Genomic DNA, 16104 nt, shown 5'->3' on the forward strand with positions numbered 1-16104 from the left:
TTAGGTGATTTTTCTTCATCAGTTAATTTATCTATTCAATAGTTTTGTCCATGACAAATACGTCGGAAACTGACCAATCCATGAACGTTACGGTGGGTGGTGAGACTGGAGCAGCAGGCCTGACGCCGATGAATCCTGACCCAACAGGCACGGCGGAGGACAGTGCTGTGGCGGGTATCGCGGGTATTGGCATTGGTGCGATTGCCCACGAGATCGGGCTTACGAAGGACACGTTGCGGGTCTGGGAGCGGCGTTACGGCTTTCCGCAACCGTTGCGATCTTCTGGCGGCGAGCGGCTCTATCCGCAAGAGCAGGTGACCAAGCTCAGGCTGGTCAAGCGTCTGCTGGACGCGGGCCACAGGCCGAGCAAAGTCTTGCCGCAATCCATCACGCGGCTACAGCAACTGGCGGAAGATTCAGGCGTGGGACAGGACGCGCCGGACGGGGAGCTCGATCGGCTCGTTGAGTTGCTGCGCGCAGGCCGATACGACGACTTCCGCTTCGAGCTGCTCAGGCGTGCTACGCGCGAAGGGCTCGCGCGCTTCGTTCTTGATGTGGCCGCGCCGTTGTCGGCGAGGGTGGGCAATGCATGGGCGGCAGGCACGCTGCAGGTCTATCACGAGCACCTATTCAGTGAAGCCTTGCAGGTCACGCTGCGCTCGCTGATGCGCCCGCTCTCCGAGGCTTTGCGCGGACGAGGCGCGCACCCGCGGGTGGTGCTCACCACCTTGCCGGGCGAGGCGCACGGGCTCGGCATCTTGATGGCCGAGGCCATGCTCGCGCTGGCCGATTGCGAATGCATGACGCTCGGGACACAGACGCCGCAGCAAGACATCGTCGACGCCGTTACGGCCCATGAAATCGAGATCGTCGCGTTGTCGTTTTCCGCTTCCATGCCCATGCAGGCTGTGGTCAACGGACTCATGGAGTTGCGCGCGGTGCTGCCGCCGGAGGTGGCAATCTGGGTTGGCGGTAGCAGTCCTGCATTACGGCGCAAGCTCCCTGACGGCGTGTTGAACGTCGCTGGACTTGGGCCGATTGAAGACGCCGTAGCGGAGTGGCGCCATACCGCCATGCTATGATCGACAGCCTGTTTGATGCAGCATCCACTTCGCACTACGGTTGATGCAGCGAGGGCCGCCCGGCGAGACCAAGGTACGATTCATGGTCCGGTCCAGGGCATGGCGTAAAACGTGTTGCGCCTTGCGCCTGTCACGCGCGAAAGGCATGCTTCACGCGGCGTACACAGCCGTACGGTGGCGGAAGTCCGGCAAAGATTTCGCCCAGGCAACAATTTTTAACAAGGTGTTGAAAAAGGCTTTAAACGAGCTTCATTACAGCTCGCGCTTCGTACTTACCTCAGGCACAGGGTTCGCTCCTCACCCACGGTAGACATTGCAACGCCGCTTACTGCCGCGCGTTTGCAACGGGCAGAAAGTCGCAGAGGGACGCGACAGGCGCTTCTTTACCGTTTTTGCATCTGAGCGCCTGATTCCCGCGTAAAATTGAAAGCTTCGCTGCTGGCGGCGCGGTTCCCGCGCGAGCCGGCTACAGTTACAACAGACAGTACTGTCGCACTATGTTGCAAACCAGGGGTGGACTATGAACACGATGCTTTATCCGGAACTGTATAAATCGCTGGAATCGGTTCGTTGGGACATGGAGAAAGATATTCCCTGGGACAAATTCGACTCGGCGCTGCTGACCGACGAACAAGCCAAGACCATCAAGATGAACGCGATCACCGAATGGTCCGCGTTGCCCGCCACGGAAATGTTCCTGCGCGACAACCACAACGACAGCGATTTTTCGGCGTTCATCAGCGTGTGGTTCTTTGAAGAACAGAAACATTCGCTCGTGCTGATGGAATACCTGCGGCGCTTCAAGCCTGAAATGGTGCCGACCGAAGAAGAACTGGACGCCGTTCGCTTCGAATTCGATCCCGCTCCCCCGCTCGAAACGCTGATGCTGCATTTCTGCGGCGAGATCCGCCTGAACCATTGGTACAGGCGCGCGGCCGAATGGCATACGGAGCCGGTGATCAAGCACATCTATGAAACCATTTCACGCGACGAAGCACGTCACGGCGGCGCGTATCTGCGTTACATGAAGAAAGCCATGACGCAGACCGGCGATATCGCGCGCGCTGCGTTTGCGAAGATCGGTGTCCTGATGGCTTCGGCACGGCGCACGGAAAAACCGCTGCATCCGACCAATCTCCACGTGAACCAGGCGCTGTTTCCGCGCGACACAATCCAGTCGCGTTTGCCGGACCCGGAGTGGCTCGAACACTGGCTCGACGAACAAATTCGCTTCGACGACAGTTGGGAAAAGAAAGTCGTCGAACGCATCCTGCATAACCTTTCCATTCTGTTCGAACGCTCGTTCGCGACGGCGCAGGAGTTGAACCGGTATCGCAAGGAAGTGGTGTTACGCCTGCAAGCTGCACAAGCGGCGTCGCAACTGCCGGCCTGACCGGAATTCCGACTTGTTGTTCTGAACAGCCCGCCGGTTTGTGACCGGCGGGCTGTTTTGTTTATAAAGGGTGCGTTTCCTGCGCAAACACGCTTGGACGGAAACGTGCGTCGAAGGCGGCCGGCCGCGTGGCACACTACGGTCCTTCTGAATCCCTCATCGCTTACCGACATGCCTGCTCCTTTCGAACGCAAGATCATGACGCGCGACGCGCTCGCTGCAGTGCGCCCGCAATTCGCGTCGCCGGTGGTTTTCACGAATGGCGTCTTCGATATCCTGCATCGCGGCCATGTGACCTATCTCGCCGATGCGAAGGCGCTGGGTGCAACGCTGATTGTCGGTGTGAACAGTGACGCGTCGGTGCGCATGCTCGGCAAGGGCGACGACCGCCCGATCAATCGCGAAGACGACCGCATGGCGCTGCTGGCCGCGCTGGAAAGCGTGGATTGGGTGGTGAAATTCGAGGAATCGACGCCGCTGGAGCTGATCGGCGAACTGCGTCCGGACGTGCTGGTGAAAGGCGGCGATTACGACATGGACAAGCTGGCCGAATCAGCGCTGGTGCGGAGCTGGGGCGGCAAGGCGCTGGCCATTGCGTTCGAGCACGATCGCTCGACCACTGCATTGCTCAAGAAAGTGCGCACGCAGGGATAAGTGCGTCGGCCGAAACGCTTATTGCGTGAGCGGCGCAGCCTGCACCGGCGCGGCGGGCGCGGGACCACCGACCACGGCCTGATCGGCGGCTTCTTCGGGGCTGATCGGGTGAACCCGTACTAATTCCGGATGCACTTGCCGGTCGAGATGTTGCGGTTCGCGTCCGCCGGCCGACGGCAGCGGTCCGAACACGCCTTGTACGACAACGAACATCAACAGGTTTGCCAAAACCAACAAGGCGAGCAGCCAGCGCAACATGGAAAGCGCTCCATCAATCAGGTGAACGGGAAACGGCGGCTTCGCGAGCGATCAATGCAAGCCCCGCGAGCACGAGGGAGTCGTGGCGAGTATGCGGCACCTTTAGCGCGCCCGCCACTTCGCTGGCGCCACCGCCGCTGAGAATCAGGCGTACATCGTTGTTTCCATTATTCCCATTGTTCCATTGAGCGCGCAGATCCTGCCACGCGCGCTCGATCAAGCCCGCCTGCGCGAGCAGGCATCCCGATGACAAAGCCGTACGCGTGTCGGTGGCGAAAATACCGTTGGATGAGCTGATTGCGCGGCGGGCGGTGTCAGGCGGAAGCGTGGGCAATTGTGCGGTGTGGGTGCCGAGCGATTGCATCATCATCAGCCAGCCGGGTGCAATCAGGCCGCCTGTGAAGGTGCCGTCGGCGAGGAGCGCTTCAAGCGTCGTCGCCGTGCCGATAGTGGCAATCAGCAAGTTTTCCCCGGGGTACGCGGCGTGCGCGCCGATCATGCCGCACCACCGGTCGCTGCCGAGCGCCGCTGGTTCCACGTAGCGATTCGTCACGCCCGATTGTTGCGCCTGAGCGCGCACGATCGTGCGGGGCAAGCCGGGCCAGCGTGCATCAAGAAGGGCTGTCATGCGCTCGCCCACGCGCGGCCCCGCCACGTTCGAAATCCATGCGCTTGCGGGCCGCGGCAAACTGGACCAGTCGGCTATATCCGCGAGAACGGCTTCAACGTCGATGTGCTCGAACGCGCCGCCGTTCAGCGTTTCCTGGGCCGCGCTGACCAGCGACCACTTGATCCGGCTATTGCCTGCATCGATAAGCAGAAACGGTCCTTCAAACGGTCCTTCGCTCACGGCCGTTGCTCCGCAAGCCGCAGCGAGACGTCGCCGGTGGTGGCGGTTCTCAGGCCAGTCGGCGTATCGATCTGCAACTGGCCGTTATCGTCGATACCGACTGCCACGCCGCGCGCCACTTCCACGCCTTGCTCAAGCAGCACCACCTCGCGTCCCGCGTACGCGTGCGCGGCGAGCCACTGCTGACGAAACGGGCGGAAGCCATCGGCGGCAAAACGCGCGAGGGTGGCATCGAGCGCGTTCAGGACGGCGGCGAGGGTATCGGTGAGATTCGCTTCGGGCCACGCGCGCGACAGCGATGCCGGCGTATTTCCCGGCGCTGGAAGGGCGTTTCGACGCTGGGCTTCATCGAGTTCGGCTGCCAATTCCGCCGCCCCGTGCAGGTTGATGCCAATACCGATCACCACCGCGCTCGCCCGCGGCGTATTCCACGCGGTTTCGATCAGGATGCCCGCGAGTTTGCCGTCGTCGAGCAGGATGTCGTTCGGCCATTTCAGCGCCAGTCTCGCCGATGCCGCCAGCGGCAAGCCGTTCAGCGCTTCGAGCACGCTCGTGCCGACCGCGAGGCTCAGGCCTGCGAGCCCTTCCAGCGCCCGCGGCAGCACGCAAGCGATGGAAAACAGCAACGCATTGCCCGGTTGCGCCACCCACGCGCGGCCCCGGCGGCCCCGGCCGGCTGTCTGCAAGTATGCAACTCGCACGAACGGCGTGCCATCGGCGGCCTTCAGCGTCGAACGTGGCGAGAACGAGTCGGGTGCCGACGCTGACGTCTTGTTGCGGGGCTGCTCCTTGAGCTGCGCCATCAGGTCGGCATTCGTGGAGCCCGTTTCATCGACGATCTCGATCGGCCAGCCGCGCACCGGCCGCGCGGCGAGCGACATCAGCCGGTCGCGGTCGATCCGCCAGGCGGCGTCGAGCGGGAAAGACGAGTTGGATGAGTTCATATCCGCATTGTAGCGATCTGGCGCCTGGGAGCTGGCCGGGGAAACGCGCAAGCCGATCGTTGCACCGCGTCTGGGTGCCGAAACCCTGGCCGATTGGCCAACGCCCCGCCTGTTCGAGATTCCACCACGTACCTTCGCTACAATGGCTTCTCCCTCCACCCTACCCGGAGCGTTTTCAAGCCTTGAACTTCGACACTCCGCCCGGCCTGTTGGTCGAGTCCGGCCAGCAGGGCAAGGTTGTCCGGCTTTCCGGCCAGTGGACGGCGTTCGCACTGGCGCGCGACCACGCGAACACCAAGCGAGGCGTGGTGGACCGGCTGCGCGGCGTGGGCGAAGAAGCGATCAAGCAGTGGGATCTCCTGTCGATCGAACGGCTCGATCACGTCGGCGGACAGGCGCTGTGGCGCGTGTGGGGCAGGAAGTTGCCGGAGCGCGTCACGCTCTCGGACACGCAAAGGGAAATCTTTGAACGGGTCGCGTTGCTTGACGCGAATCGTGAAGAGCCTGAGCAGCCGGATCGTATCGATCCCATCACGCGTTTCGGCCTGATGCTGTTCTCGTTCGTCGAGCATCTGCAAGGCGGCCTGGCCATGTTCGGCGGCTTCGTGCTCGACCTGATCGGACTGGTGCGGCGGCCCAAGCGCATTCCGTGGACTGAAATCTCCGCGAACATCTATAGCGCGGGCACGCAGGCGCTCGGCATTACGGCGCTCGTGGCGTTCCTGATCGGCATCGTGTTGAGTTACCTGTCGGCGCAACAACTGCGCATGTTCGGCGCGAACCAGTACATCGTGAATATCCTGGGGCTTTCGGTGATCCGCGAGCTCGGGCCGGTGCTGTCAGCCATCCTGGTCGCCGGCCGCTCCGGCTCCGCCATCACCGCGCAGATCGGCGTGATGCGCGTGACGGAAGAGCTCGACGCCATGCAGGTCATGGGTATCCCTCACGGCCTGCGGATCGTCTTGCCGCGCGTGCTGGCGCTCGGCATTGCCATGCCGCTGCTGGTCATGTGGACCAACATGGTCTCGCTGCTCGGCGGCGCGCTGGCGGCGAAGCTGGTATTGGGTATCGACCTGTCCTTTTTTGCGCGCTCGCTGCCCTCGGTCGTGCCGATCGCCAACCTGTGGATCGGGCTCGGCAAGGGTGTGGTGTTCGGCATGCTGATCGCGTTGGCCGCGTGCCATTTTGGCTTCCGGATCAAGGCGAATTCGCAGAGCCTGGGCGAGGGGACAACGACTTCGGTGGTGTCATCCATCACTATCGTGATTCTCGCCGACGCCGTGTTCGCCATCCTCTTCCAGTCGGTGGGCATCTGATGTCGGCTACCCTTGCATCCGCTGTTCGCGACAAACCGACACCCGTCACCACCGAACCGGTGATCGAAGTCGTGGACGTGACGAAACGCTACGGCCGTACGGTGATTCATGAGCATCTGAACCTGGAAGTGCGGCGCGGCGAAATCCTCGCGTTGCTAGGTGGATCGGGCTCCGGCAAGACCACGCTCGTACGGCAGATGCTCGGGCTGGAATCGCCCACGTCGGGCACGATCCGTGTGCTCGGCGACGAGTGGGCAAACATGGACGAAGACACCGCGCGCATCCTGCGCACGCGCTCCGGCATGATGTTCCAGCAGGGTGCGCTGTTCTCGTCGCTGTCGGTGTACGACAACATCGCGCAGCCGTTTCGCGAACTGGGCAAGATTCCGGAGGACCTGATCCGCGAGTTCGTGATGCTCAAGCTCGAAATGGTCGGGCTGTCGTGCAAGAACATGAGCAAGATGCCGTCGGCGTTGTCGGGCGGCATGGTCAAGCGCGTGGGGATTGCACGGGCCATCGCGCTCGAACCCGAATTGCTGTTTCTCGATGAACCAACGGCGGGGCTGGACCCTAAGGCATCGGACGAATTCGTCGATCTGATCGCCACGCTGCATCGCGCGCTCGGGCTGACCGTGGTTCTTGTCACACACGATCTCGATACCATGGTCGCGCTGTCCACACGGGTCGCGGTGCTGGCCGACCGGCGGGTACTGGTGGCAGCTCCTGTGGAAGAGGCGGTGGCCGTGGATCACCCGTTTATCCGCGAATATTTTCTCGGGCGGCGCGGCAGGCGCGCGTTGCAGGCGCTACCGCCCGAGCGCCGCGCAAAATTGCCGGCTATCGCGCTGGAAGACGCGCCATGCGGCCCCGCACTCTAGCCGTTCTTACGGGCGTTCTCATGAACGGTTTTCAGGAAAGCTCTGGCAGTACGTAGTAAAAAAAGGAACCTGTTGATGGAAAACAAATCCCATGCGTTCTGGGCCGGTCTGTTCACTATCGGGCTGTTGGTCGCTATCGGCCTCGCGGTGTTCTTTTTCAACGTGGACCGCACTGTGCGCGTGCCGTACGACCTCGTCGCGCGCACCAACGTGACGGGTTTGTACACCGACGCGGACGTCCGGTATCGCGGGCTTGGCGTGGGCAAGGTGGAGTCCATCAAGTTCGACCACAACAATCCGGGGCAGATCCGCATCCGCATCGAGGTCGACAAGACCGCGCCGATCACGCAGTCCACGTTCGCTACGCTCGGTTTCCAGGGCGTGACAGGGATTGCATTCGTGCAGCTTGACGATACCGGCAAGAATCCCGCGCCGCTGGTTTCATCGGCGCAGAAGGTGGCGTCGCTGCCATTGCGCCCGGGCTTGTTCGACCAGTTGCAGCAACGCGGTGACATCCTGATCAGAAAATTTGAACGGATTGCCGACGATGCCGACAAATTCCTGTCCGACGACATGCGTGATCAGGTGCAGCAAACCGCGAAGAGCTTGCAAGGCGCCGCTGACAGCATTGCGGTGTTGAGCAAGCAGGTCGGCCCGGTGGCGGAGCAACTGCCGCGCACGCTGAATCAACTGGACCGGACACTCGCGTCGACCAATGCGCTCGCGAACAGCCTCAGCCGGGCGGACGGCCCGTTCGTGACCAACATGAATCGAGCGGGCGAGGCCGCTCAACGCGCCGGCCAGGTGATGAACGAAGTCAACGAGTCGTTGCAGGAAATGGCCGCGCGGGTGGGTTACGAGACCTTGCCACGCGTGAATTCCCTGGCCGACGACGTGGGCAGCGCGGCGCGCTCCGTGGATCGTGCCGCCGAGACCTTCAACCGGAATCCGCGCAGCGTGCTGTTTGGCGCGCCGCAGCCGACGCCGGGGCCCGGTGAGCCGGGTTTCCAGTGGCCGTCGGCGCCGTCGAGTCCATCGAAATGAAGTTGTAAAACATGGCGCAGAACCATCCGCCCCGGGTCCGCTGCCCACGGAAATTTGGCGGACTAGAGTTCGATGTCCAAGCGTTTTTGATCTTGAAATAGGGAACTGTGATGCCACACACGATCTTGCAGGCGATGCGCTTATCGAAGCGTGCTGCGCGCCCGCTGCCGCGGGCGCGCTCCGGTTTTATCAGCCTGGCCGGTTCAGCCGTTCTAGCCGTTGCCGCCATGCTCGCGGGGTGCGCGTCGGGACCACCCGCGGCGGTGTCGAATATCCGCTACGACCTGGGTGCGCCCGCGCCGCTTGGCAACACCATGAACATGCCGCCGGTGAAAGTGCTGGCGGTGAGCGCAGCGAAAAACCTGGATACCGACGCGTTCGTGTATCGCCTGAAATATGCCAATGCCCAGCGCACCGGCAGTTATGCGGATAGCCACTGGACCATGTCGCCGGCGGAGTTGCTCACGCAGCGCCTGCGCGCGGCGCTGGCCTCGCGCGGACCGGTGCTCACGGGGGCCGACTCGGTGCGCGCGCCCATGTTGCAGGTTGATCTGACGGACTTCGAGCAAGTATTCGATGCTCCCGAGCAAAGCCATGGCGAGGTCTCGGCGCGGGTGACGTTGTCGCAGCATGGGCAGGTGGTCAGCCAGCGCACGTTCATCGCGCGGGCGCCTTCGTACACGGCCGATGCCGCCGGTGGCGCGCGTGCGCTCGCCGCAGCTTCCGACGACCTGATCGCGCAAATGGCGGCATGGCTCGGCGTGCAGCCGCTGGTCGCTTCGCAGTGAACGCCGCGAACCGCTTCAGGACCGCTCGGTGAATGCCATGCAGGCTGACGCGGCGCGCTGTGTTCCGGAACGAGCAAGGGTGCGAGGGCCAACGCAAGAACAACGGCGGCGCGCATGACGCTCAAGCACTGGCAGCGCCGTCCGTCCGCGCTCTCGCGGCAGGCGCTGGCGGTTTATACAATGCTGGTCGTCTACGGGTCGCTGTATCCGTTTTCCGGCTGGCGAACGCTCGGAATCGGCCCGTTCGCGTATCTCACTGATCCGCTGCCGCAATATCTCACCGCGTTCGACGTCATCACCAACGTGCTCGGTTACATGCCGTTCGGCGCGCTGGCCGTGCTTGCGCTCTATCCGCGCTGGCGTGGCGCGCTTGCGGCGGGCGTGGCATTTATCGGCGGGGCGATGTTGTCGGGCTCGATGGAAGCCGTGCAGACCTATCTGCCCACACGGGTGGCGTCGAATCTCGATCTGGCCGCAAACGCCCTCGGCGCGCTGCTGGGCGCGGCGCTCACCGCGCCCGCCACCAGCATGCTGCTCGACCGGGGCTTGCTGCGGCGCATGCGTTTCATGTGGTTCGAGCGCGATGCCGCGTACATGATTGGCTTATCGGGGCTCTGGCCGTTCGCCGCGATGTATCCCGCGCCGTTCCTGTTCGCTGTGGGCGATTTGCCGCGCGTGCTCTGGTCGAGTATCGACCCGGTCATGCAGGACGCGCTGCTCGCGTGGACACCTGACGCATGGAACGTCGCGACCTGGCCGGCGCATTTGGGCGCCAAGCTCCCCGACGGCGCCTGGGAAACGCTCATCACCTCGCTCAACCTGTTTGCCGCGCTGGTGTTGGCCACGTTGCCGATGCGCACTCGCGCGCCACGTGTGCGGCTGCTGCTCGGCCTGGTGATCGCGACGCTCGGCGCGAAGGCGGGCGCGACGTTCCTGCAATCGCGCGCCGGGCTCACGTTTAACTGGGCGACCGACGGCGCCATTGCCGGCATAGCGTGCGGAACGCTGGTGAGTTTGCTGTCACTGCGATGCTCGCGGGCGTGGCGTGCGACGCTGGCCGGTCTTGCGCTTGTCGTGGCGCTGGTGCTGGTGAATCTTCTGCCGGTCAATCCCTACTTCGATATCGTGCTCGCCGACTGGCGCCAGGGGCGTTATCTGCATTTCAATGGCCTTTCGCAGTGGCTTGCGTGGGTGTGGCCGTATGCTGCACTTGGCTGGTTGGCATCGACTGCGGAGCGCGCATTTCTTGCCCGGCGGCGTGACGGCGGCGAAAAGCGCCGGTCGTTATAATCGGCTGAAAGCGACACAAAAATCCCACGACATCAAACATCTTCCGGCCAAGCTCATGGACCCGTTCTACAAATATCACGTGTTCTTCTGCCTTAACCAGCGCGACCCCGACGCCGCGCGCCCGAGTTGCGCGAATTGCAATGCACAGGCCATGCAGGAGTACGCGAAGAAGCGCGTAAAACAACTCGGGCTCGCCGGCGACGGCAAGGTCCGCATCAACAAGGCCGGCTGCCTCGAGCGCTGCGAACTGGGGCCGGTGGTCGTCGTGTATCCCGAAGGGACCTGGTACACGTATGTGGACGAAGCGGACATCGATGAAATTGTCGATTCGCATCTGGTGAATGGCAAGATCGTCGAGCGTTTGCTGATCGACCAGCCTGTGGTCTGAGGGCTCACGCAATGAACGCACAGACTGACAGGTTCCTGCTCGACGGGCCGGTGGGCAAGATTGAAGTCGCGCTGGATCGTCCCGGCGACGGCGCGCCCACGCGAGGCATTGCGCTGGTTGCGCACCCGCACCCGTTGTACGGCGGGACGATGGACAACAAGGTCGCGCAGACCCTCGCGCGCACGCTCGTGCAACTTGGGTACGTCACGTATCGCTCGAATTTTCGGGGCGTGGGTGAAACGCAAGGCGAGCACGACAACGGCACGGGCGAACGCGACGATCTGCTGGCCGTGGTCGCTCATATGCGCGCACAGCCGGGCCAAGCCGATGTCCCGCTGGTGCTCGCCGGTTTCTCGTTCGGCACGTTCGTGATGTCGCATGTGGCGAAGCACTTGCGCGAGTCGGGCGAGGTCATCGAGCGGATGGTGTTCGTGGGGACGGCGGCGAGCAATTGGCAGGTGGCCGAAGTGCCGGACAACACGCTCGTGATTCACGGCGAAGTGGACGAAACCGTGCCGATCAGCTCCGTCTACGATTGGGCGCGGCCGCAGGAATTACCCGTGGTCGTGATTCCCGGCGGCGAGCATTTCTTTCATCGCAAGCTGCATGTGCTGAAGAAGATTATCGTCGACGCATGGCGTTGAATCGGCCTCGGCTTTACGCTTCACCTGTACCAACCGTCTGTTGAATCAACGCGCGGCGAGAGGCTTTCAAAGGCTTCGCGTCGCAGCCGCTTTTATCCCATTTTTCACGAATCCCCGGCACATCCAGCCACTTTCGCGGTAAAAGCGGTTTGGCGCACGGGTATAATGGCGCAGACTTTTGCGCGACCGCTTGTCGGTTCAGCGCTTGCCGTAGCGCATGCGGCATGTGTCCGGTATCTGCATAACCGGATGCGTTTTGCCCATGTGCCGCTCGAGTATCGAAGCGCGCGGAGGTCAGTCCAGCGAGCGTTTTATGCCGCGCCGGCGGATTAAGGATTCAACCGGGCTCTCGCCGGGTTTGCCTTGGGTTTTAAGTTTGCGTGCTTTACGCCGTGTTTTAAACTCTCCGCCATTCAGCGGCAGTTCGAACCCGATTTAAAAGCCGTCAAACGAAAACCGATGCAACCCGAGCGGTCCTGACGGGTCCAACGAATCCGCTTGTCGCGCGGCATCGAAAAATGTCATCGCCCAAGCGCTCTACCGGACTGCCCTTCCGCCTGTACAACCCGCGCGTTGCGTGTTTCCTTGAAGGGAATGCCTGACTCGCCGATGTTTTTTCTGCCGATCCGAACCTATGCGCTTTTCCCCTTCAAGCTTGTCCTTCGTCGCTCCTTCCTCCATTCATCGCGCTGTCACTGCCGCTATCGTCTTGCCCGCGACACTTGTCGCGGCAACCGCTTTTGCGCAAGTGCCGCCGCCCGATGTCACGGCGCGTTCCTGGGTTCTCGTCGATGCAACCAGCAATCAGGTCCTTGCTTCCGGCAACCCGGACGAGCGCTCGGAGCCGGCGTCGCTGACCAAGCTCATGACCGCTTATCTTGTCTTCGACGCGCTGAAGTCGAAGAAGATCAACATGGACCAGACGGTCATGCCAAGCGAGGCCGTGCGCCGCGTGGGCACGGACGAGTCGCGCATGTTCATCGAGGCGAACAAGCCGGTGACCGTGCACGATCTCGTGTACGGCATGATCATCCAGTCGGGTAATGACGCGGCTATCGCGCTGGCTGAACTGGTGGGCGGCAGCGAGTCGAACTTCGTCGCGCTGATGAACGCGGCGGCGAAACAGATCGGTATGAAGAATACCCATTTCGCCGATGTCAACGGCATGCCCGACCCGCAGCACTACACCACGGCAGGCGATCTGGCCGTGTTGTCCACGCGCCTGATTCGCGATTTTCCCGAGTACTACAGCATCTTCTCGGTGAAGGATTTTACCTATAACAAGATCAAGCAGCCGAACCGTAATCGCTTGCTGTGGATTGATTCGACCGTCGATGGCCTCAAGACCGGCCATACCCAGGCCGCCGGATATTGCCTGATTGCTTCGGCGAAACGTCCGCTGGACGGCGTGCCCGACGCCAGCCGCCGTCTGGTCGCCGTGATGATGGGCGAGCCGAAAGAGCACAACCGGGTGCAGGACAGCCTGAAAATGCTGAACTACGGCTATACGGCCTATGACGCGCTGCGTCTTTACAAGGCGGGTCAGGTGATCGAGTCGCCGCGTGTTTACAAGGGTACGGACAACCTGGTGAAGGCGGGCGTGGAGACGGATCAGTACATCACGGTGCCGAAGGGCATGGGCGACAAGGTCAAGCCGACGGTCACGCATAACGACACCATCATTGCGCCGATCAAGAAGGGCCAGCAGGTTGGGACCGTGAAAATGATGGCGGACGGCAAGGAAGTTGCGCAGTTTCCGCTGGTCGCGTTGCAGGATGTGCCGCAAGCCGGTTTTGTCGGCCGGACGTGGGACTCGCTGCTGATGATGTGGCAAAAGAAGAAGTAAGCGGAAGAAGTAAGCGGAAGAAGTAAGCGGCAAGGCACGGCGGCGGTTGGATTTACGTGATCCGGCTCCATCTATGCCTGCTGTACGACGCCCGGGTGGACCGGGCGTCCTGTGATGGAGAACACCATGAGCTCACCCGATATCGACGCCCTGTTCGATTTCCCCTGCGATTTCCCGATCAAGGTGATGGGCGCGACGCATCCGGAATTCCGCGATGCCGTCGTGACCGTAATCCGCGAATTTGACGACCAGTTTGACATCGAGCGTATTGAAGTGCGTCCGTCCTCGGGCGGTAAATACACCGGTCTGACTATTACCGTGCGGGCGCAAAGCCGCGCGCATCTCGACGATATCTATCGTGCGCTGACCGGCCATCCGATGGTCAAAGTGGTACTTTGAGCCTCAGTTCCGGCGCGGCCGGCAGCGGCCGCACGGGTGCATCGCAGGCGGCCGGCGTGCACTCGTAGAGTTGCTTGAAGCGCATGATTTCATCGAAGAGCCAGGTACGAAAGACCTGCACGCGTTGCGTTCCCAGCAACGCGGGCGGGCACACGAAGTAGTAATTCCACGGGCTCGGCCCGTCTACATTGAACAACCGCACGAGCCGGCCCGCCACGATTTCATGCATGGCAAGCGATCGGCGTACGAGCGCAATTCCCTGGCCTTGAATGGCCGCCTGCAGCAAATTCGACGAATCCTCGTATAAAACCCCGCGCTTTGGCTCAGGAAAGTCCACGAGCCCGGCTGCATCGAACCACGGCTTCCAGAGCTCGTCGTGCGAGCGCAGCAGCGGCACGTCGGCCATGTCGGCGGGTGTGCGCGGCAGCTTGCCGCCGTTAAAGTTCGGCGAACACGCCGGGAAAAACACTTCATCGAGCAATTCTTCCGCGTGCAATCCGGCATATTTGCCCAAGCTGCTGAAACGGATGGCGACGTCCACGTCGTCGCGGGTGAAATCGGTCAGCGTATTGGTCGAGAGCAGTTCCAGGTTGATTTCCGGATGTTCCTCGATAAACCCGCCGATCCGCGGCGTCACCCAGCGCGCTGAAAACGACGACAACATAGATACCACCAGCCGCCGGTCCCGTTCTCCTGATCGCAGGCGGCGCGTGGCTTCGGCGAGGGCGGAGAGCGTGGCACGGACCTCGGTGGCGTATTGGCGGCCAATGTCGGAGAGGCGTACGCGTTTGCCGTCGCGAGCGAATAGCGTGACGCCGAGATCGGCTTCGAGCGCGCGGATCTGGTGGCTGACGGCGCCGTGGGTGACGAACAGTTCGTCGGCGGCGCGTGAAAAGCTTTCGTGACGCGCGGCGGCTTCGAAGGCGCGCAGCGCGTTTAGGGCGGGGAGTTGTCGGAGGTCCACGGGCGTTCACTCGAGTTGCATATGTGAATTTATCTCACAAACCGAAGAAAATTGCTCGTTTTGCTGAAACGTATGCTGAGCCTATCTTATAGCCATGAACACGATTTTTGGCGGAGGCTGTCATGCGAGAAATATCCACAAGCATCACGTTTGAGATAGGCGATGGTGAAACCGTTCCGATGAAGATCGGCCGCAGCGTTCGGTTGGTCGTTCAGGGTGCGCCAGTGTGGGCTACGCGCAGTAACGATACGGAAGATTACTGGCTTGTACCAGGCGATTGCCTGAAGCTGCGTGAGCGTGAACGGTTGTGGCTGAGTACAGAAAAAGGGCGTACGGCGCAGGTGGTGTTCACGTTGGCGCCGCGGCCAGATCAGCGGGCGATTGGATGGCTGGCACGCGGTTTTGAGAAGCTTGCCGGGCGGTTCCGGTCGGGATGGAGGACGGTTTAAAGGTTTTCCGTTCTCGCTCATGTAGCGCTGTAGTTTGGCTCGCACAAGATTGCAGGGCTTAGCGGTCGAGACTGAAGCCGGGCCTCGACCGCCAGGCCGCAAAACCACTCCTTCAAAAACCGTCCGCCGACGCGAGCAACCGAAGTTCGGTAAACTAACGGGACTATGTCCGCCCAGCCGGTAATAACTCCCCACTCAGCGTCAATAGACCACTCCGTCCCTAGCGCGTTGACCCCGTCGGTCATTTTCCGCTGGCGTGGCCTTGAGCCCTACACACAAAGCTTCGACGCCATGCGCGCCTTCACGGATACGCGCACGCCCGAGACCGTCGATGAAATCTGGCTCGTCGAACATCCGCCCGTTTTCACGCTGGGACTGGCCGGTGATCCCGCGCATCTGCTCAACCCCGATAGTGACATTCCGCTCGTCAAAGTCGATCGTGGCGGCCAGATCACCTATCACGGGCCCGGACAAGTTGTTGCATACCTCCTGCTCGATCTACGCCGCCGCAAACTCATGGTCCGCGAACTCGTGCAGCGAATCGAGGCAGGCGTGATCGAAACGCTTGCATCGTATAATCTCGCAACGGAACGCAAGGAACGCGCGCCGGGCATCTACGTCGCGCCAACGCCGTCGCAGCTCGCCCATGCAGGCGCAAAGATCGCAGCGCTCGGGCTGAAAATTCGCAACGGCTGCAGTTATCACGGTGTGAGCCTCAACGTGAAAATGGACTTGCAACCGTTCCTCGCGATCAACCCGTGTGGCTATGCCGGCCTCGAAACCGTCGACATGGCAACACTCGGCGTGGCGGCAGACTGGAACGACGTGGCTCAAACGCTGGCAGAAAACCTCACTCACCATATTGGCGGCCACAGCGCGACCGCCGCCCAACCGCAGAACGGCGTGGCCGTCTGAAT

18 protein-coding genes are annotated in these 16104 nt (G+C 62.0%); 14 read left to right on the forward strand and 4 right to left on the reverse strand.

Going from position 1 to position 16104, the window contains the following annotated elements; genetic code table 11:
- Positions 1–80: 80 nt before the first annotated feature.
- The 3 genes from ACSQ36_RS01050 (at position 81) to rfaE2 (ending at position 3129) form a co-directional block, all read left to right on the forward strand.
- Complete coding sequence (locus tag ACSQ36_RS01050) at positions 81–1082, forward strand: MerR family transcriptional regulator (protein ID WP_436180634.1); 1002 nt, start codon at positions 81–83, stop codon at positions 1080–1082.
- Positions 1083–1602: 520 nt separating this feature from the next.
- A complete protein-coding gene (locus ACSQ36_RS01055) occupies positions 1603–2475 on the forward strand; it encodes a ferritin-like domain-containing protein (RefSeq protein WP_213764712.1) in 873 nt (290 codons plus the stop codon).
- A 171-nt stretch (positions 2476–2646) separates the two neighbouring features.
- On the forward strand, positions 2647–3129 hold the full coding sequence (rfaE2, locus tag ACSQ36_RS01060) for a D-glycero-beta-D-manno-heptose 1-phosphate adenylyltransferase (protein WP_436180635.1): 483 nt from the start codon (positions 2647–2649) through the stop codon (positions 3127–3129).
- A gap of 18 nt (positions 3130–3147) precedes the next feature.
- Here rfaE2 and ACSQ36_RS01065 read toward each other — a convergent pair whose 3' ends face one another.
- From ACSQ36_RS01065 to ACSQ36_RS01075, 3 genes are read right to left on the reverse strand one after another with little or no spacing between them, the layout of a single operon-like run.
- Positions 3148–3387 carry a hypothetical protein gene (locus tag ACSQ36_RS01065; protein WP_213764714.1) on the reverse strand — a complete coding sequence of 80 codons (240 nt, stop codon included), beginning with the start codon at positions 3385–3387 and terminating at the stop codon, positions 3148–3150.
- A gap of 13 nt (positions 3388–3400) precedes the next feature.
- Positions 3401–4237: a type III pantothenate kinase gene (locus tag ACSQ36_RS01070; RefSeq protein WP_436180636.1), complete on the reverse strand. Its 837-nt coding sequence runs from the start codon at positions 4235–4237 to the stop codon at positions 3401–3403.
- A complete protein-coding gene (locus tag ACSQ36_RS01075; protein ID WP_436180637.1) occupies positions 4234–5181 on the reverse strand; it encodes a biotin--[acetyl-CoA-carboxylase] ligase in 948 nt (315 codons plus the stop codon). Before ACSQ36_RS01075 ends, ACSQ36_RS01070 begins: the two co-directional genes overlap by 4 nt.
- A 182-nt stretch (positions 5182–5363) precedes the next feature.
- On the opposite strand from ACSQ36_RS01075, the gene ACSQ36_RS01080 reads away from it, so the two are divergent.
- The 9 genes from ACSQ36_RS01080 (at position 5364) to ACSQ36_RS01120 (ending at position 13774) form a co-directional block, all read left to right on the forward strand.
- A complete protein-coding gene (locus ACSQ36_RS01080) occupies positions 5364–6497 on the forward strand; it encodes an MlaE family ABC transporter permease (protein WP_213764717.1) in 1134 nt (377 codons plus the stop codon).
- A complete protein-coding gene (locus ACSQ36_RS01085) occupies positions 6497–7375 on the forward strand; it encodes an ABC transporter ATP-binding protein (RefSeq protein ID WP_213764718.1) in 879 nt (292 codons plus the stop codon). The genes ACSQ36_RS01080 and ACSQ36_RS01085 overlap by 1 nt, the downstream gene beginning before the upstream one ends.
- A gap of 75 nt (positions 7376–7450) precedes the next feature.
- The gene (locus tag ACSQ36_RS01090) at positions 7451–8419 is read left to right on the forward strand and encodes an MlaD family protein (protein WP_436180638.1); all 969 of its coding nucleotides are present in this window, start codon (positions 7451–7453) and stop codon (positions 8417–8419) included.
- Positions 8420–8529: 110 nt separating this feature from the next.
- Positions 8530–9207: an ABC-type transport auxiliary lipoprotein family protein gene (locus ACSQ36_RS01095; protein WP_436180639.1), complete on the forward strand. Its 678-nt coding sequence runs from the start codon at positions 8530–8532 to the stop codon at positions 9205–9207.
- Positions 9208–9321: 114 nt separating this feature from the next.
- A complete protein-coding gene (locus ACSQ36_RS01100) occupies positions 9322–10497 on the forward strand; it encodes a VanZ family protein (RefSeq protein ID WP_436180640.1) in 1176 nt (391 codons plus the stop codon).
- A gap of 55 nt (positions 10498–10552) precedes the next feature.
- A complete protein-coding gene (locus ACSQ36_RS01105) occupies positions 10553–10885 on the forward strand; it encodes a (2Fe-2S) ferredoxin domain-containing protein (protein WP_089165576.1) in 333 nt (110 codons plus the stop codon).
- Between the two features lie 11 nt (positions 10886–10896).
- Positions 10897–11529 (forward strand): alpha/beta hydrolase, encoded by a 633-nt coding sequence (locus ACSQ36_RS01110; RefSeq protein ID WP_436180641.1) that lies wholly within the window; start codon positions 10897–10899, stop codon positions 11527–11529.
- A gap of 634 nt (positions 11530–12163) precedes the next feature.
- A complete protein-coding gene (locus tag ACSQ36_RS01115) occupies positions 12164–13375 on the forward strand; it encodes a D-alanyl-D-alanine carboxypeptidase family protein (protein WP_213764723.1) in 1212 nt (403 codons plus the stop codon).
- 126 nt (positions 13376–13501) lie between these two features.
- Complete coding sequence (locus ACSQ36_RS01120; protein ID WP_213764724.1) at positions 13502–13774, forward strand: DUF493 family protein; 273 nt, start codon at positions 13502–13504, stop codon at positions 13772–13774.
- On the opposite strand, the gene ACSQ36_RS01125 is transcribed toward ACSQ36_RS01120, so the two are convergent.
- Positions 13758–14738, reverse strand: a complete 981-nt coding sequence (locus ACSQ36_RS01125; protein ID WP_436180642.1) for a transcriptional regulator GcvA — start codon at positions 14736–14738, stop codon at positions 13758–13760. The genes ACSQ36_RS01120 and ACSQ36_RS01125 overlap by 17 nt on opposite strands.
- Positions 14739–14860: 122 nt before the next feature.
- Between ACSQ36_RS01125 and ACSQ36_RS01130 the strand changes: the two genes are divergently transcribed.
- Positions 14861–15187, forward strand: coding sequence for a DUF2917 domain-containing protein (locus tag ACSQ36_RS01130; RefSeq protein WP_213764726.1), 327 nt, complete (start codon positions 14861–14863; stop codon positions 15185–15187).
- A gap of 165 nt (positions 15188–15352) precedes the next feature.
- On the forward strand, positions 15353–16102 hold the full coding sequence (lipB, locus tag ACSQ36_RS01135) for a lipoyl(octanoyl) transferase LipB (RefSeq protein WP_436180643.1): 750 nt from the start codon (positions 15353–15355) through the stop codon (positions 16100–16102).
- Positions 16103–16104: the final 2 nt, after the last annotated feature.

The sequence above is a fragment of the Caballeronia sp. LjRoot34 genome, from assembly GCF_964253815.1.
GTDB lineage: Bacteria > Pseudomonadota > Gammaproteobacteria > Burkholderiales > Burkholderiaceae > Caballeronia.